General features: G+C 37.6%; 15 protein-coding genes and 2 pseudogenes. 5 read left to right on the forward strand and 12 right to left on the reverse strand.

What is annotated here, in order from left to right; translation table 11 throughout:
- Window positions 1–81: 81 nt before the first annotated feature.
- Window positions 82–264, reverse strand: coding sequence for a zinc-ribbon domain-containing protein (locus tag ACZ9AO_RS17205; RefSeq protein ID WP_476109618.1), 183 nt, complete (start codon window positions 262–264; stop codon window positions 82–84).
- A 669-nt stretch (window positions 265–933) separates the two neighbouring features.
- Window positions 934–1,374, reverse strand: a pseudogene (locus tag ACZ9AO_RS17210) (IS3 family transposase); the annotation flags it as partial.
- 137 nt (window positions 1,375–1,511) lie between these two features.
- Here ACZ9AO_RS17210 and ACZ9AO_RS17215 point away from each other — a divergent pair.
- From ACZ9AO_RS17215 to ACZ9AO_RS17225, 3 genes are all read left to right on the forward strand, one after another.
- The gene (locus ACZ9AO_RS17215; protein ID WP_476109619.1) at window positions 1,512–2,075 is read left to right on the forward strand and encodes an AAA family ATPase; all 564 of its coding nucleotides are present in this window, start codon (window positions 1,512–1,514) and stop codon (window positions 2,073–2,075) included.
- Entirely contained in the window at window positions 2,075–2,722 is a 648-nt protein-coding gene (locus ACZ9AO_RS17220; RefSeq protein WP_476109562.1) for an HNH endonuclease, read from the forward strand. The genes ACZ9AO_RS17215 and ACZ9AO_RS17220 overlap by 1 nt, the downstream gene beginning before the upstream one ends.
- 243 nt (window positions 2,723–2,965) lie before the next feature.
- Window positions 2,966–3,889: a DUF5655 domain-containing protein gene (locus ACZ9AO_RS17225; RefSeq protein ID WP_476109563.1), complete on the forward strand. Its 924-nt coding sequence runs from the start codon at window positions 2,966–2,968 to the stop codon at window positions 3,887–3,889.
- Between the two features lie 171 nt (window positions 3,890–4,060).
- Here the strand turns inward: ACZ9AO_RS17225 and ACZ9AO_RS17230 are convergent, their stop codons facing one another.
- The 5 genes from ACZ9AO_RS17230 to ACZ9AO_RS17250 all read right to left on the reverse strand — a co-directional run bounded on the left by ACZ9AO_RS17230 (window position 4,061) and on the right by ACZ9AO_RS17250 (window position 8,848).
- Entirely contained in the window at window positions 4,061–4,489 is a 429-nt protein-coding gene (locus tag ACZ9AO_RS17230; RefSeq protein ID WP_476109564.1) for an SMI1/KNR4 family protein, read from the reverse strand.
- A gap of 2 nt (window positions 4,490–4,491) precedes the next feature.
- Entirely contained in the window at window positions 4,492–6,306 is a 1,815-nt protein-coding gene (locus ACZ9AO_RS17235; RefSeq protein WP_476109565.1) for a ribonuclease YeeF family protein, read from the reverse strand.
- 291 nt (window positions 6,307–6,597) lie between these two features.
- Window positions 6,598–7,425 (reverse strand): MetQ/NlpA family ABC transporter substrate-binding protein, encoded by an 828-nt coding sequence (locus ACZ9AO_RS17240; protein ID WP_476109566.1) that lies wholly within the window; start codon window positions 7,423–7,425, stop codon window positions 6,598–6,600.
- 18 nt (window positions 7,426–7,443) lie between these two features.
- Complete coding sequence (locus ACZ9AO_RS17245; protein ID WP_476109567.1) at window positions 7,444–8,106, reverse strand: methionine ABC transporter permease; 663 nt, start codon at window positions 8,104–8,106, stop codon at window positions 7,444–7,446.
- Window positions 8,099–8,848 carry a methionine ABC transporter ATP-binding protein gene (locus ACZ9AO_RS17250; RefSeq protein WP_476109568.1) on the reverse strand — a complete coding sequence of 250 codons (750 nt, stop codon included), beginning with the start codon at window positions 8,846–8,848 and terminating at the stop codon, window positions 8,099–8,101. The genes ACZ9AO_RS17245 and ACZ9AO_RS17250 overlap by 8 nt, the downstream gene beginning before the upstream one ends.
- 105 nt (window positions 8,849–8,953) lie before the next feature.
- Here ACZ9AO_RS17250 and ACZ9AO_RS17255 point away from each other — a divergent pair, with 105 nt between their 5' ends.
- Window positions 8,954–9,457 carry an alpha/beta hydrolase-fold protein gene (locus ACZ9AO_RS17255; RefSeq protein WP_476109569.1) on the forward strand — a complete coding sequence of 168 codons (504 nt, stop codon included), beginning with the start codon at window positions 8,954–8,956 and terminating at the stop codon, window positions 9,455–9,457.
- Window positions 9,458–9,781: 324 nt separating this feature from the next.
- Here ACZ9AO_RS17255 and ACZ9AO_RS17260 read toward each other — a convergent pair.
- A pseudogene (locus ACZ9AO_RS17260) lies at window positions 9,782–10,281 on the reverse strand (ankyrin repeat domain-containing protein).
- A 902-nt stretch (window positions 10,282–11,183) separates the two neighbouring features.
- On the reverse strand, window positions 11,184–11,642 hold the full coding sequence (locus ACZ9AO_RS17265) for an SRPBCC family protein (RefSeq protein WP_476109570.1): 459 nt from the start codon (window positions 11,640–11,642) through the stop codon (window positions 11,184–11,186).
- A gap of 212 nt (window positions 11,643–11,854) precedes the next feature.
- Here ACZ9AO_RS17265 and ACZ9AO_RS17270 point away from each other — a divergent pair, with 212 nt between their 5' ends.
- On the forward strand, window positions 11,855–13,123 hold the full coding sequence (locus ACZ9AO_RS17270; RefSeq protein WP_476109571.1) for an ATP-binding protein: 1,269 nt from the start codon (window positions 11,855–11,857) through the stop codon (window positions 13,121–13,123).
- Between the two features lie 263 nt (window positions 13,124–13,386).
- Here the strand turns inward: ACZ9AO_RS17270 and ACZ9AO_RS17275 are convergent, their stop codons facing one another.
- The 3 genes from ACZ9AO_RS17275 to ACZ9AO_RS17285 all read right to left on the reverse strand — a co-directional run bounded on the left by ACZ9AO_RS17275 (window position 13,387) and on the right by ACZ9AO_RS17285 (window position 17,217).
- Window positions 13,387–16,557, reverse strand: coding sequence for an ATP-binding cassette domain-containing protein (locus tag ACZ9AO_RS17275; RefSeq protein WP_476109572.1), 3,171 nt, complete (start codon window positions 16,555–16,557; stop codon window positions 13,387–13,389).
- Between the two features lie 274 nt (window positions 16,558–16,831).
- The gene (gene sspL, locus ACZ9AO_RS17280) at window positions 16,832–16,963 is read right to left on the reverse strand and encodes a small, acid-soluble spore protein L (RefSeq protein WP_034304091.1); all 132 of its coding nucleotides are present in this window, start codon (window positions 16,961–16,963) and stop codon (window positions 16,832–16,834) included.
- 35 nt (window positions 16,964–16,998) lie between these two features.
- On the reverse strand, window positions 16,999–17,217 hold the full coding sequence (locus tag ACZ9AO_RS17285) for a hypothetical protein (protein WP_252267611.1): 219 nt from the start codon (window positions 17,215–17,217) through the stop codon (window positions 16,999–17,001).
- Window positions 17,218–17,252: the final 35 nt, after the last annotated feature.

Consider the following 17,252-nt stretch of genomic DNA (forward strand, 5'->3'; position numbering starts at 1 on the left):
ATTCGCCAGTGTGGGGCTTACATCAGCTAAATTATTACGTGAATTTATTCTTCTATTTCCACAATCAGGACAGTTGTTACCTCAATGTGTTCTACTTGCAATTGTAGCAGGCCATTGATGCCCATGAATACAAACCCAATTTACTTTTTCATGGCTTGCAACTTTAAAATTTTCTGGTTTTAAATCCCCATTCTTATGGTAATCCCATTCTTTTAAAAGTATGGGTCTAACATTGGCTAATGAATTTTCATAATCCCCAACGATCCATTAAATCTATAATTGACACATTATCTCTTTCAATATTTATATCAGATCTTTGTTGAATATGATCAGTAAATATCTTTTCAAGACACATTTGAAATGCTTTCATTGAATAATTTTTAAGATCATAAAAAAATGTATTTGGATTTGGTGATTTATATGTTGGACATTCCGGTGACGGAGGTCTATATCATAAGGATTATAAGCGTGATATAAAAAAAGACATTGCGTTACTTGAAAAATGCCATATACAAAGCTCATTAGAATTCGAGAAACACTCTTTACTCCTAAAGTAATTAGAAAATGCTTCATTCACTTGGTTTTTATTTATAATAAATAGATCAGCTGAAAACAGCTGAGGTTTAGAAGATGACATGTGACTCTCTCCTTTTAAATTTATTTATAAGTATTTATTAGATATTTAGGTGTAAATATCCTTTAATATGGGTAAATAAGGACTTGGTTGTTATTTTGAATAGTGTTTTCCTCTTCACCCTCATTTGGAAAATCAGTAACCTTTTTATCTCCTTTCATTGTAATTTCACCTAATATATTGTTCGTGATTAATTCTCATTCGTTTACTAAATGAGTGAGATTATCAACTATGCCAGGTACAAAAGAAAGAGAACCAAACAAGTGAAGTGAACCCAAAAAGTTAGACACTTTATTTACTTAGGCAGCCTTGAGGGCATGAACCCAGTAATCTACCGGGCTCATGCCTTTTAATTTTACCTTGATTCGTTGATGATTGTAGTAATGGATATATTCTTCTAGTTCTTGTTTGAATTGCTCCACGCTTTCAAATTCTTGAAGATAGAGTAATTCGGATTTTAATAAGCCAAAGAAGCTTTCAATGACCGCATTATCGAGACAATTTCCTTTGCGGGACATGCTTTGTGTAATGTTATGTCTTTTCAAATCATGCGAGTATTGTTTCATCTGATAATGCCAGCCCTGATCTGAATGGAGAATGGGTGAATCTTTCGATTCCAAGCGATCAAAGGCTTTATCCAGCATTTTGGAAACGAGTGGATAAACAGGCCGAGATTCGATATTATAGGCGATGATTTCTCCATTAAACAGGTCAAGAATGGCCGATAAGTATAGTTTCTCCCTAGCTTAGCTTAGCCCTCTTTGGTAAAGGTAATAGTTATGTTCAAGAAGATAAAGAAGCATTTGATTTATTTTTAGGTTTTATAGACGTATTAAAAGTTCTATTACCACCAACATTAGGCTTTGAACGTTTAACTATTAGGGAAGGAGAAGTTGTTTTAGAAACGAAAAGTGGAGATTTCTTATTAGATGCAGTTTCTGGTGGGATAGGTGCAATTTTAGACTTAGCATGGCAAATATACATGTTCGATGGCAATAAATTGGACCCTTACCTAGTACTTATTGATGAAGCAGAAAATCACCTTCATGCATCGATGCAAAGAAGACTACTCCCAAGTCTATTAATGTCTTTTCCTAATGCACAGTTTGTAATATCAACTAATAGTCCATTAATGGTTAATGCTGTGAAAGATTCTGCAATATATGTTTTAGCATATAATGAAAACAATGCAGTTTTTAGTCATTTGTTAGATTTTGAAAATAAGGCTGCTAATGCTTCGGAAGTTCTAAGAGATGTATTAGATGTACCTGTCACTATACCGCTATGGGTTGAAGAGCGCTTAAATAATATATTACAGAATTATAGAGGAATTGAGCTAACTTCGGAAAGTTATACTAGTTTAAAGGAAGATTTAGCTTCTGCTGGATTAGACGATCATCTTCCTCAAGCTTTAGGAACACTACAGGGAGGAAGGTTTTGATGATCACACTAAATAAAAGGACGAAGCCGAGGATATTATCCCAAGAAGAAACAAGATGGACTGATGCCTTAATGTGTTATGTGAATTCAGGACAGACTATCCCAAAATATGTAAAAGGAAAATACGGCCACCCAGAAATAAAAGCAGAGTTATTAAAGGAAACGAAAGATAAATGTGCTTATTGTGAAAGTAAAATTCGTCATATTGATCATGGGGATATTGAACATATTATTCCTAAAAGTGAAGAACCTGAAAAAACATTTTCATGGGAAAACCTTACTATCGGTTGTTCAAAGTGTAATTTAAAAAAGACAAATTACTATAACCCTAATTTCCCCTTATTAAATCCCTATACTGATAATCCTGAGAATAAGATACTTTTTGCAGGCCCTTTATCTGTTTCAGCAATTGGTTATCAAAGTGCAGTTATAACAATAAGACAGTTGGAATTGAATCGTACAGGGTTGTTTGAACGGAGAACGGATTATCTTAAAAAGATTGAGCCTTTGATAAGACAATACGAAATGACAAATGATGAAGTGTTACGCAAACTTCTTCTAAAAGATTTAATAGATCTAACAAATCCAGATAAAGAATACTCATCTATGGTGAGCCAGTTCTTAGCAAAACTTGCTATTATTGCTTAAAGTCTAAAAGAGTTATTTTGAATACGTTCCAAATTCAGGTTCTAAATTTCCGATAATAACTCACACACAAAAAAAGCATCTATTTAGAAAAAATAGATGCTTTTTTTCTTCTTTCTCGCATGGATTCCTAAAGATTAACTGTAAAATAAATACAAGTATCTTACGATAAGCCTATGAGTAAGGGAAGATTATCCAAACCGATAATGATATAATTTTTACGTAACGTAAAGGAGGGAGCGTATTATGGGAGATATAAAACTATTTCGTTTAAACGGTGATACCGTTGATGAACTAGCAGGAAAATCAGTTGCTATTGAAAAATCCTTACAACACATTATTGAACGCCATTTAGATACGTTTTTAGGTGTGCGTTTTTTAGATTCCGAATATAGCAAGGGTAAACGCCATGCAAGTAGAATTGATACGTTAGGTATAGATGAAAATAATTCTCCCGTAATTATTGAATATAAGCAATCCATTAACGAAAATGTTATTAATCAAGGATTATTTTATTTAAATTGGCTGCTCGACCATAAAGCCGAATTTGAACTAATGGTTATGCGTAAATATGGGCAAACAGTTTCCGACGCTATTGACTGGAGTAGCCCTCGCTTACTTTGCATAGCAGGCGGTTTTACTAAATATGATGAACACGCAGTAGAACAAATTAACCGAAATATTGAGCTATACGTTTATAAGCATTATGCAGACGGGCTATTGTTACTCGATTTAGTTAACGCTACAACTGCACAAACTGTTCATAATAGCAATGAAGGTGCACCAACTACTCATGCTAACAGAAATACAAAAGCAAAAACGGTGTCGGATTATTTGGAACAAGCCAATACGCAACTAACCGATAGATTTGAAACTGTAAAAGCGTATATGTTAGCTTTAGGTGATGATGTACAAGTAAAGATATTAAAACATTACATAGCGTTTAAACGGATTAAAAACTTTGCGTGCGTAGAAATACACCCCCAAACGGGCAAATTACTTCTTTACTTAAAAGTTAATCCGCAAAGTATTACGTTAGAAAGTGGCTTTACTCGTGATGTAAGTAATATCGGGCATTACGGTACTGGGGATTTAGAGGTTGTAATAGCTAGCGATGAAGATATCGAAAAGGCAAAGCATTTTATTAATATGAGTTATGACGCAAATTAAACGGGCAAGCATTACGCAAGCCCGTTTTTTTATTTGGTACCAATTTAAAAGACTTTTAGTATTACATTCCGTCTGTAACACCTGTGATGGCTGTTGCACCATTTTCTGATGGTTCTAGTAAACATTTGGTCCATTGTTTGCCTAAGATGTGGTGGTTTAGAGCTTCTTCTACTAGCAATTAAAATATGCTTTCAAAAATTCATAGAATGTAGGCCACGTTTCTTTTAATTCTCCTTTTATAAGTAGCTCATCTCCGCCCTCAAAATTCACCGTATAGACTTTATCCGTTACAGTATCAAGCACTAATACAGCATTTGCTGACATTTCACTTAAAACTAAAAACTTTTTCGGAAAGCCATGCTCTTTTCGGGAAATAAATGTATATGATTCAATATTATTCTCTTCATCTACGATATCTAGTAACTCAAAAGGTACAAACTCTTCCCAAAAAGGTCCAGCATAATAATGGTAAAATTCACGGAATGTATTTGATACATCTACTTCTAAACTATTTAATGCATCAATTACTTTACTTTTATCTTCACGTTTATAAATGTCCTCTCCCAGAACTTGATCTAATTTCTCAGGCAAAATACTCATTTTTAATTCCCTCCTAAAGCTTCTCGTCCCCTTGTTTTCCAATAATTAATAGAATCTACTTTTTGAAATGCTTCTCTTGTTCCCTCATCCATAGGATAATATGGGTTCAACTTTCCTTTGTAAGGATGTAATGGGGCTCTTTTTGCATTACTGATGTTATGATATCTAGTTGAGGCTTCAAATAATGGCCCAATGCCTTTTTGTTGTGAATGGTGTAGCGTTGCAACACTACCTGCATCATCGAGGATAGGGGCTAGACCATACTTTGAGGATGCTTCTGCATTCGTTAACCCTCGACCCTTTTTAGCTCCTCTTGTTCGAACCATATCCCAATTAATATCGCTTCTTTGATAGACTTTATAAGTAAAGCCTGTTCCTAATTTGCCTGCATTATATTCTACTATTCGAGTAAAGTACTTATTATTCTCGTATTCTTTAAAATGTCGGTAAGTGCCTATATCCGCACCTTTACCACTAACCTCAGACTCCACTTTCGCCATAGATATTAACTGATCCTTCAACCCAGTGCCATTAACCACATTATAAGGTACTCCACCTGCCAACGACAGTTGGTTTTTTGGATTGTATGGCAATAGGTTAGGGATGGAGACTAGTTCTTTTGCTTTCGTAACGCCTTTTACTGCAGCGACTTTTGTAGTTGCTACCCCAGTCTTCGCTACAGCACCCGCGCCTTTTGTTCCTACTACTGATGTGACGACTGTTCCGAGGGCATAGGATACCCAGTGAGCCCGCGAATAGGCATCGCCATTTACCATATCCCGTTCATATGAGTCGGTGATGGATTTGGATATATATTTATAGGTTTGAATCGGGTGCATGATTGAATTTGCTACACCTTCAACCGTTTCCCCAGGATCTGTGACAAAGTCCCAAACTCCTGTCACGAAGTCTTTTCCTACATCATAAAGGCCTACGCCGATTCCTTTTGCAATGTCTGCGGTTTGCTTAGCCGCTTCTAGCTGCATGACATATTGCTGCTGAGTGGGCGCTAGGTTTTCATACCCGATCTGCTTGGCGATTTTGAGGAACTCATCTGGATCTGTTACATGATCGAGTTGTGCCTTCAAGTCTTTGATCCGGCGATTCTCCGCTTCTTCTTTCTTAACCTTGAGATATTGCGCGGTTTCTTTTTTCCTTACTTCTAGGTTTTTATAGGCTTCACTATTTTTATAAGCTGCTGCATTAAAATAGAGCGGGGATACTACTCCTCCCCTTGTACTGGATACTTTCAATTGCTCCATTAGTGCCGTCACTGCCGCTTGGTCCTCTTCGGATTTGGCATATTCAGTCGTCCACTTATGATCGATTTCGTTTACTTTGTCTATCGTTTCGGTCCGTTTTGTTTCAGCCTTCTCAATATTTTCAAAGAACGCATCATCGGAAAAAGGCTCTAACTGAATGATATCATCAATTCCAGCCAATATTTTTTTCAGATCATTTTTCTGGGCTGTGACCATTTCCTTGGAATTTCGAGTGGCATTTGTCAGCTCTTCCTCTAAAAAAGGAACAGTAACCACGGTTTCACTAAGGTTCGCTTCGATTGTATCTCCTTGAATTCCACTTAAAAAGGCAACATGCCGATTGATTAGACGCAGCCAAGAATCCACGACATCGACCTGTGCTTTGTAAAACCCTTTAATGACCTCTGCGCCTTGCCCCTGCAGCTCATCATCCAAATGAACGATACTCTCAAATCCTTTTTTTAATTCCGTGAGCTGTTCCTTTAGATCCTTATATTGTCCGACACGCGTTTGCATGGCAGAAACTAGTGTTTGAGATTCGTAGATCATCGACATAATGGAAAGTCCTTTCAACTTCTTTTCTTATTCATTTTCTATGTAATATTTTTATTCACTGTAAAATTATGGACTAAATATATTTTAGAAGAGTTTCTATATTTATTCAAGAAATGAGGGGACTTTTTATTAAACGGATTTATAGTATAAAGAAGGTAGGACAATAGAATATTTCTTTATGCTTTGTAATATTTCAGGAGCCACAAAATTGGCAAGCTGGACAGTATTTTAAACCGACACGAAAAAAAGGGCTATTCCTGTTGAAGGAATAGCCCTTTCTTTGTATCAGAATTAAAATGCCGGAATGGCCGTTTCACTATATTTCTCTTCTAAAAATTTGCGTACCTCCGGGCTTGTCATGGCCTTGGCCAACTTTTGGACTGGCTCAGAATCCACGTTATCCTTGCGTGCCACTAATGTAATCGCAAAGTCATTTTCAACACCTTCTGTGAGAAGGGCGTCATTTTTTGGAGTCAAACCAAGCGGTGCAGCGTAAGCAGGTGTTATCACGATCGCATCTGCTTCATCATACGTTCTCGCCAGCATTAATAAATCCACTTCTTTAAACTTATAGTTTTTAGAGTTCTCAGTGATATCAGACATTGTATAGTATGGACCATTTTTTTCCTTTAAAGTGATAACTTTATGCTGTGCCAGCAATGCCAATGAGCGATCGATATTCGACACATCATTTGCAATGGCAATTACGGCACCCTCTGGCAATTTATCCATTGAATCGTATTCTTTGGAGTACACACCATAATTGGCAAAATAAATGGGTTTCACTGGTACTAGCTCGGCATTTTTGTTTCGATTGAATTCCTCCATATATGGAACGTGTTGGAAGAAGTTCACATCCACTTCTTTTGCCGCTAGTGCGGTGTTAGGCTGCACATTATCACTTAATACCACCATTTCCAGGTTAATGCCCTCCTCCGCCAGCTTTGGTTTAACAAGCTCAAGGATTTCCGTCATTGGGGGAATGAGTGAGGCCACTTTCAATGTAACCTCTTCCTTTTCCTGATTCTGCGCATTTTCTTTCTCTTTTACTTCATTCGTCTTTCCACATCCTACTAAAAACAACATAATTGCTGCCATGAGAAAGAGTATTTTTTTCATGATGTTTCCCTCCATTATTTATCTTTTATCAATCATTCTGGCTACAGCTGTTCCAATGAATTGGATAAGCTGTACTAGAATAATCATAATGATAATCATATAAATCATTAGCTCTGTTTTAAACTGCTGGTAGCCATACCTGATGGCAAAGTCGCCGATACCGCCGCCTCCGACCACTCCCATGATCGTTGAATAGGAAATAAAGCTGATAATCGATGTTGTTAGTCCGAGGACAAGCCCTGAACGAGCCTCCACGTAAAGGAATTTAAAGATGACATCCTTAACGGAAGCCCCCATGGAAATGGCTGCCTCGATCACACCCTTTGGCACGTCCAATAAAGATTGCTCGACCAATCGCGAATAATGGGCAATGGCGATGATGGCTAATGGAACGCAAGCAGCTGCTGTACCAATGGCTGTGCCGATTATGAGCCTTGTAAACGGGATTAAAAAAACAACCAATAATAAAAATGGGAATGAACGAATAATATTCACAAGTAAATTTAACATCGAGAAAGCCCACGGATTTTCAAGCAAATGACCCTTCCTAGAAAGAAATAGCAAGGTCCCGACAGGCAATCCAATCAACATCGCAGCAAAAATGGACACACCAACCATCGTAATGGTTTCTCCAATTGACTGCCAAATTTCTGCCTCATATTGAACTAAAATCTCAGGCATGGCCTAGCCCACCATTCTCTGCTAATTGTTCGATAAAGTATTCTGGACGATTATCCTTTTTTTGAATACCGGTTGGTTCGATTAAGACCGTGTCATAAATCTCTCCCTCTGCCATGATCGATACACGATTGCATATACTTTTAATGACATCCAGCTCATGACTAACAATGACAATCGTCACACCGAAGCGTTTGTTGATGTTCTCTAGCACGTCTAATATTTCAGCCGTTGTATTTGGATCAAGGGAAGAGGTCGGTTCATCACATAACAACACTTGCGGGTTATTCGCCAATGCCCTTGCAATGGCAACACGCTGCTTTTGTCCCCCGCTTAATTGTGCAGGATATCTCTCCATCTCACCCTCCAATCCGACAAATTGAAGACACTCTGCAACACGGCTCCGACGTTCCTTCTTTGGATAATTTGCCAGCTCTAAAGAGGCTGCTACATTGTCATATACCGTTTTATTTGCCACAAGATTAAAATGCTGAAAGATCATGCCAATCGACTTCCGTGCCCCTCGAAGTGCTTTATTGTTCAATGTTGTCAACCTTTCGCCGTTTACCTCCACTTCGCCCGTATCTGGGGTCTCCAACAAATTCATTAACCGCAGCAACGTTGATTTCCCTGCTCCGCTTGCTCCGATTATTCCATGAATTTCACCTTTAGGTATTGTTAAAGTAACAGACTTAATAGCCTGAAATTGTGAAAATTTTTTACTCACTTGATCCAGGTTAATCATAAAATCCCACTTTCTATTTGTTGAAAGGTAAGTATAGCGCTCCACATTATCGTTTCATCAAAGAAACACAGCTGATAAATCATTTTATCAACTAATGAGGACCTAATGCAAAGACACAAATTAACAGTTAAAGACTATGCTGCGAATCCTGAGCCTTCACATACAGCTATTTCCGGCAGCTCATTAGGAGGACTTGTTTCGATTTTCGCCTCCTATTATTATCCAGAGCTATTCCATCAATATATCTCATTATCTGCTTCCTTTTGGTACGAGGGCGTTCTTCGCTATCTTCAAGGAGAAAAGATTGAACGGCAAGGAAATATCCATCTCAAACCAAAAGTGAATCGTCAAAATCATCAGCTCTATTTATATGTCGGTGAATTAGAGGGAATTTATAAAGAAACGATACAAAAGCATATGGTTGACTACATGAAGAAAGCCCACCTTGAATTTATCAAGGAAGGCTATTCGGAATCTAATCTATTATTCGCGTCAGATCCAAAAGGAACTCATGATGACCTATTTTTTCTTACTACTTCATTCAGTCACTTCGTTGGTTATTTGGCAAAGAAAATAAAAACGAAACTATGGAACGTTAATTTGTCTTAATCGATTGCATCACAATAGCCCCCAAGAATGGTGATGTTCCTCATGTCTTGGGGGCTGCTTTTTAAAAAGGTCTTTATCTATTGTCGAATCGAAAGGTCCTACTAATAATGGTCGGCACTATAGAAGCATGATTTTCATCAATCGCTACATACAGCTCCTAATTCCTTTTTTAGCACTTCATATTAAAAGGCGAAAAAGCACCTGTTCCCAAGTGCTTCATCCGGTACTTGATAGAATAACTTATAAAGTCATTGTAACCATTTTATTGTACTATCCCATAGCAAATATATTAACTAAAAAGACATTAACTAAAAAGTCTCTTTTCTATTCTTTTTCATCCATCTTCTGCTTTAGATATTCAGCAATTTCTGTTTGCCCTCTTTCAATAGCAAATTCATAAGCTCCCATATCTTTCATAGTATCCCCTGTATACTTAACAGTAATATCTATACCATTCTTAACAAGATACTTTACAATATCAAGGTGCCCACCATAAATCGCTGATTTCTATTTGGGTCACTAACATCTAATATAGCACCATTATCAAATAAGTACTCTACAATACTAATTTCACCTTCACTAGCTGCATGTGCAATAGTTGCTGAATTTGGTACACCTTCGTTTATGTTAATATCCATACCAGATTCAACTAGAAACTTTATCATATCCAGTTTACCAGCTCTAGCAGCAACATGAAGCCACGTTCCAAAAGGTGTTACAAAATCAAGCAAACTTTTATCAGTAATAATTATCTCTTTCGCTTGTTCTATATCCCCATTCTTAATTAAATCATAGATTTTTATTGCTTTTTCCTTATTATCCATAGAATCCTCCTAAAATATCTTTTTATGATTTACGGAAGACATCAGATACAAACTTGATTACATAGCTGTACCATACCCATTTTTTCACATCTTTTAGTTTAATAACAGTCCCTATTGGTAAAAGTTTCAACTCTGAATTACTCATAATATCATCCCTATTTTTTATTGATTTTTGAACGAATAAGTATAGATATGGCACAAGAACCATAGAGAAATAAGGCTATGAAAAGTAAAGGTACTAATATTGTTGATATTTGATCTTTTGGGACAACCCAAAATAATAAAACTGCAAAGGAAATTGTTCCACTTAACCCCATGAATATCGCATAAAATAATAATCCGAAATTTAAAGCCTTTTTATAATTCTCTTTATTTGTAGACATCAATTTCAAAATTCACCATCTTAATTTTATTTTGTTTTAACCACTGTTTTTTAGAATTAATTATCTTCTTCTAATCCTACCTTTACCTATTATTCTCGTATTTCTTAAAACGTCGTTCAGTGCCTCCATTAGAAAAATAACGCCGGAAGCAACTCCCTTTTTGGGGTAACCACCTCTAAGTTCAGTCAAGTATCCTACACCCCAATCTTTCACGACAAATAAAAAAGAATCCACCTTGAATAAAGATGAATCATTTTCTATCTGTGTTGCTGTGTCGACTTAGTTTTCACGCAGAGTTGATTGAAACGGAAGGTACGAGACTCCTGCGGGAATACGCGTCCAAGGGAGACCCCGCAGGCGCAAAGCGCCGAGGAGGCTCCCGGACCGCCCGCGGAAAGCGAGTGCCTGGAGTGGAAATCAACGTCACAATTTCACAAAAAAAGATGAATCATTTTCTACCTGTATTCCTCCAGAATCGTGCCCGGCTGGGAAGATTTTTCTAGCTTTATCGAAGAGGGGCTAGTTGGTACTTGTTTCTGCTTCAGCTACCTTTTTGACGCGGTCTAAAAATTCAACGACCACTTTATCGGTGGCAAATAATAAAAGTAATTTCAAAAACCACTTCAATGGGCGACTGGTGACTGTATATGTAAAGGAAGTTCTATTGTCATTGATTTTATTTAGTTCATATAAAGCGGTAATATCAAACATTTTTGCAAGTATGAAGCCTACTTTCAGCTTTTTCTCATTTATCTCATTCAAATATTCCAATGTTTCTATATCATACTCTTCTGTTCGTTTTCCTTCTCTATATGTTTGACGATATACGCTTCCAACCACTTCTTCCGTTATTTTAACCGGCTTTTGTTCAACTACTTGAGGCATGATTTTTTGCATATTTTCTACAGAACCATCAAGAAACTTCCATACCTGTTCAATTGGGGCGTTTACTTCTATTTCTTTTGTCCATTTTTTCAAATAAAATCACCTCTACCTATATTATATTTCCTTTATTATGTAAAACCAAATTTCCAACTGATAAATCGGCAAATAATTCAAGTTATTAGATACATTAACCAATTCTTTTTGAATTTAAATGTCGTTCTGTAAATAAATTACTTATTAAGATTCTCTTTTTTGGTGTTATTCTTGTATAATAAACCAAACGGTTACTTTTTCAGGAGAATCCTATGAATTTTATTTATATCAATCAAAACATATTAGATAATCTTTTTTATATCTTAGTAAGTATTTTGATTTATTACATTTTATTAGATCATGGCAAAAGGTTAAGTCAATATGGCAAGACCCTTATTACTGCATGCATGAGCATTCCTATTATATTAAGTATGAAGTTTCCTATTTATATCGATGAATATTGTGTCCACGATCTCAGGCAAATTCCTTTTATAATAGGGACCCTTTATGGTGGTTGGCCTGTAGGGGCTGCTCTGTTAGTCATCATATTATCTTTTAGGTTTGCTTTTTATGGCTTTAATTTGCTTACGTTAATTGTATATATCGTAATCTTTATTATAACGGCTCTATTTTCTTCCAAATTCAAAAATTTCAATCGGAAAAATAAGCTTAATAGCTCGATACTATTAATTTTGTTTCTTGGAATTCTAACGAGCTTCATTTCACTCGCTATGTCTGATTATTTTCAAATAACGGAGGCGTATTTATTTTACTTTATCATCCTCCCTCCTTTCATTATTGGTTTAGCTGTTTATATCATGGAAATTTTAAAGGATGCCATTTTAATCCGGACACAAATGATAAGGCTTGAAAAAATGGAGGTAGTCAGTCAGCTTGCAGCCAGCATTTCACATGAAGTTAGAAATCCTTTAACGGTTGTGAAAGGATTTGTTCAACTGCTAAAGACTCCTGATCTGACTCAGGATGTAAAAGAACAATATATAGAGCATGTTGTCAGGGAGCTTAATAGTGCAGAATCCATAATTAGTGAATACTTAGCATTTGCAAAACCTGCACTTGAGAAAGTGGATAATATTTCAATTAACCGTGAAATAGGGTATGTAATTGAAATGATCAAACCATTGGCTAGCATGAATTTAGTTACTATTTCTGAACAGTTGGCTCCAGCCATTACCCGGGGGAATATTCAACATTTCAAGCAATGCTTCCTAAACCTCATCAAGAATGGTATAGAGGCAATGCCAAATGGCGGGGAACTTAATATTGTTTCTTATGTAAATAATTTCGATATCATTATCGAAATCAGTGACAATGGAGTGGGAATGAACAAGGAACAAATAAATCGTTTTGGCGAGCCTTATTACAGTTCCAAAGAAAAAGGGACTGGGCTGGGATCAATGGTGGCTGTCAAGACCATCCAAACGATGAATGGTACACTTCATATAACTAGCGCTTTGAATAGGGGAACAACGATTTCAATAACACTCCCCGTTTATCATGAAGATTATTCTGCAAAATAATAAAAAGTCCGCCGTAAATGGCGGACTTTTAGTTTGTAGACAAATATGGTTTTATTTAAATTTAAAACCATAGTTGATTGGAACGGAAGGTGCGAGACTCCTGCGGGGGGAAACGTGTCCAAGGGAGACCCCGCAGGCGCAAAGGCGCCGAGGAGGCTCCCGGACCGCCCGCGGAAAGCGAGTCCCTGGAGTGGAAATCAACGGTCAAATTGTACAAACCTATAACTGTAGACAAACTTGATTTTCAATAGAGTGCTGTTACTTTATTTTTTCTGGTCAAGGCATTGATAAACCGCCATCATGTCTCGTTTGTTCAATTCACGAATCCGGGCGAATATGGGGATATCGGCAACGGCCTCGGTACGTTCACTTTCAGCCACGACATCCTTCACTTTCCCTGTCAGCCAGGTCTGGACGTCGATGCTTTCGACGATTTCTTTACGCCCTTCATCATCGATGCCACTGGCATGACAGCTCACACAAGGGATCGTTAATTTATACACACCGTCATGGATGTTGTCTTCTGAAATGACTTTCTTGCCATTACAGAATGGGCATTTATGACTTGCTTTAATTTTATTGATTTGGGTAACGATTTTTTTGTAGCCGAATGCTTCATAGACATAGGTTAGTTTTTTGTATTTGCCATTGGTGAAATATTTATCAATAATGGTTTCTCTTGTTTCGTTAATATTGGCAAAGTCACAGATGGTGATCTGATTTTTGCTGCTGATTGCTTCGATATTGCCTTTAATGCTGTCCCAGAATGGTTGGGTATTTTGTAAAACCACTTCATAGCCTTTGAGGCTTGCTAGTTCGAGTTCGAGCATTTTCAACGCCGCTTTTGTTTCACGTGGAAGGAATGAGACATCATCAGTGAGTGCGATATCGCCGCCCACAATCGCTTTTAGTTTTTCCAGTTCCGGCAGCTTTCCTACAATTTTGATGACTTGATCAATTGGCTGTTGGATGATCTCCCGAATGTCCGTATCACCAAACATCAGCTTTTTATGATGTTTGAGAACCGTTCCTTGGCAGACTGGACAGTCGATCATCTCTTTTGTTTCTTTCATCTGCTCTTTAATGATTGATTTCGAAACAAAGATATAACGCCCAATGATGAAATTGAACCCTTCCCAAATTCGCGATGCCTTGCCCGCTTTATCGTAAAAGGACTTTTCCCAATACCCATATAAGAAGGTATGTTTTTCGGCATCTGTCATCTCATTATAGCTTTTACTAATGTCGTGACCGAGTTCATTCTTGATCTCATCAAACAGGAATTGCAGTTTTGAATGCTGATAATATTTTAGTACTTCCATCACGTCCGGATGTAATAAACCATCCCAGAATGGCACGTTTTTGTCTTGTATGACTACATCGAAATCGAATTTTTCAATGACCCGACGTCCCGAACAGCTTGGACAATGATTTTCTGCTGAATAGAAATCGAAGCTTCTTGTATCCTTATTGGTCGGATGTGCAGCCACTATATGGTTAATCATTCCGCCAATTTCATAAAGAAACGTATATTGGCTGTACAAGTGCCGTTCAAGATCAATGGCGATGACAGGTGCAATCGTGTCGGACTCAAACTCCCCATAAATCACGCGAGCGATTGGTGATAAGCTTTTTAAAATGCCGCCCTTATAGACGTTCTCTGCGTTTTTGAAATAGTCCAGATGATTTTCCTGTAAATAATCGATACCAGTTTTTGACCGGAGCGTGGAAGAGATATGCAACGGCTCCACTCGATCGTCACTGTCTTTGTGACTGTAATAATCATCATGACTGACAACGTCAAGATGCTGGACAGGCGTTAGCTGTCTTTTACCAAAATCCACGATATAATCCGAGCTTTCCAGCATATAGGCATTATGTTCAATCATGATGATGGAGACGGATTCATCATCCAGAATGACCCTGACACTGTCAATGAATTGGTTTAAAATATTTTGCGATAACCCTTTTGAAGGCTCGTCAAAAATGAACAGCGTGTGCGGGTTTCTTGTCTTCGCAAACAGCTCGGAAACTAAGTGGACACATTGAAACTCACCCGTCGATAGTGTTTGTGTTTTTCTTTCTAACGTTAAATAACCAAGCCCAAGTTTGATCAATAAGCTCAAACGTTTATGTGCGATGTCTTCAGATGGCAATTCTTCGATGATATCTTCGATCGAACGCTGAAAAATATCATCAATTTCATCACTGTATTTGGTTAGCTTCTTTTTAATATCAAGAAACGTAGCAACGGTTGACCGGCTGGTGATCGATTTATTTCGGTCCTGCCCGACCATGACCAGCTTATCCTTTGGATACCGCTTCTGAAAATCTTTGGAGATGCATTCATTGACTAGTGTAGATTTACCGCAGCCTGACTCACCCGTAAAGGTAACGAGTCTATTCTTGGGAATGCGGATTTCTTCCATTTGAATATTACGGCAGTAAAGATCCTGAAATTGATAGTATTCAGTAGGCGCGGCTTCATTTCGTTCCCAGCTGATTGGTTTGGGCCGCGGTGATTCCTCAACGATTTTCCCGCCATATTTTCCGCTGCCGGGTCCAAAGAACAATTGGTCATCAGTGCTATCCAACACCGTATCTGAGTGATCAATGAGCCAAATTTGATTTTTATAACCTAATTGCTTAATCTGCTCCAAAATTTTCAAAAGGGTTTGATGATCAAGACCGACGGAGATTTCATCGATGATGATCACGGTATTTTCACTTGTTGCCATGAATTCGGCCAAATAAAGCCGGGTTAATTCCCCTCCTGACACTGTCCCCATAATACGGTTCAAGCCTAAATAACCAATATTCATATTGATTATATTTTGGAGAATATGCTGTTTAGCTTCACTAATATGTAATGTCTCTGCGAGTGAAAGGATCGTTTCGATGCTTAAGTTGTTGATATCGGATATAGTATGCGGGCGATCTAATAATTCAATGGTATATTGCTCGACTTCTTGATTGTAGCGCTTCCCCTCACACTTTGGACATTCGACGTTTTTCGTCGTACCGCGTCCTTTACAAGTGGGGCACCAGCCTAAAGCATTATTAAATGAAAAAACTTCCGGAGAAAGATTGAATTTTTCTGCAAGACAAACACGAATCTCTTTAAACACACCAGTATGTGTGCCAATGGTCGAACGGGGATTAGCTGAAATGGATGATTTGCCGAGAAAAAGGACCAGCGGCATTTCCTCCATCTTGATGGCACTGAAGTTGGTTTCCATAATATTAGGGAATAAATACTGATATTCAGACTTCGGCAATAAGGAAACGAGACGCTTCTTGGATTCTTCGCCAATGGTTTGACAGAAAGTCGTCTTCCCGGAACCTGATAAACCAGCAATTCCTAATGATTGGTCGTCTGGAAGTGATGAATCTAAATGGCTTATATTGTTCGCTATTAATCGATTTATTTTCATTTGTAACTCCTCTGATTTTTTTAAGCTCAGTCTTTCATATTAGCACAGCAGTATATGTATTTGGTATTTTTTTAACGGTAACCCCATCCTTCTATTCTTTCACATTCCGCTGCTTCAAAAACGTATGATTCATCGACAAAAAACGAGGAGTAAGGATTGGATTTTTTCCATAACCAATAAGATGATTAAAGCCTTCTTATAGATTATAAAAGCCCCTCTCCATTAAGAGAAGGGCATTCCTTATAAAGCATGACCACATTTTTATCCAATACGCTTATTTTGTATTAGACTTTTTTGCCTTGTTTTCAAGATCGCTTTTAGGCTCGGTGGAGAATTCTACATCTTTTCCATGTCCCTGCGGGTTAACACTTGGTGCGATGCGACCTCTTCCTGTCTTTTTACTCATTTCCTTCACCTCCAAGTATATGATGTTGGACGGATCTACTTTACATTACGGGTGTAATTAAATGTGTCTTTGTTCTGAGGAACATCAGGATCTTTTTTCCCGGCAGGCTGTACCGCTCTTCCTGTATTTCCGCTATAGCCTTCTTCCATGGGCCCTGGATAATGATAATGACCATCATTAACTGATTGCGTTGTTGCTTCACCAGTAGCATGATTCGCTCCCGTTTCCGCGCCATTTTCTTTATCGTTAGTCAATCCATCTCCTCCTTTTCTAAAGCTTTTCTTTTATA

This window comes from Peribacillus sp. TE19612 (genome assembly GCF_056279465.1).

Excerpts from the sequence above, each read along its gene's own strand:
- ACZ9AO_RS17220 (WP_476109562.1), top strand. The coding sequence starts at position 2,075 with ATGATCACACTAAATAAAAGGACGAAGCCGAGGATATTATCCCAAGAA.
- ACZ9AO_RS17225 (WP_476109563.1), top strand. The coding sequence starts at position 2,966 with ATGGGAGATATAAAACTATTTCGTTTAAACGGTGATACCGTTGATGAA.
- ACZ9AO_RS17230 (WP_476109564.1), bottom strand. The coding sequence starts at position 4,489 with ATGAGTATTTTGCCTGAGAAATTAGATCAAGTTCTGGGAGAGGACATT.
- ACZ9AO_RS17235 (WP_476109565.1), bottom strand. The coding sequence starts at position 6,306 with ATGTCGATGATCTACGAATCTCAAACACTAGTTTCTGCCATGCAAACG.
- ACZ9AO_RS17240 (WP_476109566.1), bottom strand. The coding sequence starts at position 7,425 with ATGAAAAAAATACTCTTTCTCATGGCAGCAATTATGTTGTTTTTAGTA.
- ACZ9AO_RS17245 (WP_476109567.1), bottom strand. The coding sequence starts at position 8,106 with ATGCCTGAGATTTTAGTTCAATATGAGGCAGAAATTTGGCAGTCAATT.
- ACZ9AO_RS17250 (WP_476109568.1), bottom strand. The coding sequence starts at position 8,848 with ATGATTAACCTGGATCAAGTGAGTAAAAAATTTTCACAATTTCAGGCT.
- ACZ9AO_RS17255 (WP_476109569.1), top strand. The coding sequence starts at position 8,954 with ATGCAAAGACACAAATTAACAGTTAAAGACTATGCTGCGAATCCTGAG.
- ACZ9AO_RS17270 (WP_476109571.1), top strand. The coding sequence starts at position 11,855 with ATGAATTTTATTTATATCAATCAAAACATATTAGATAATCTTTTTTAT.
- ACZ9AO_RS17275 (WP_476109572.1), bottom strand. The coding sequence starts at position 16,557 with ATGAAAATAAATCGATTAATAGCGAACAATATAAGCCATTTAGATTCA.
- sspL (WP_034304091.1), bottom strand. The coding sequence starts at position 16,963 with ATGAGTAAAAAGACAGGAAGAGGTCGCATCGCACCAAGTGTTAACCCG.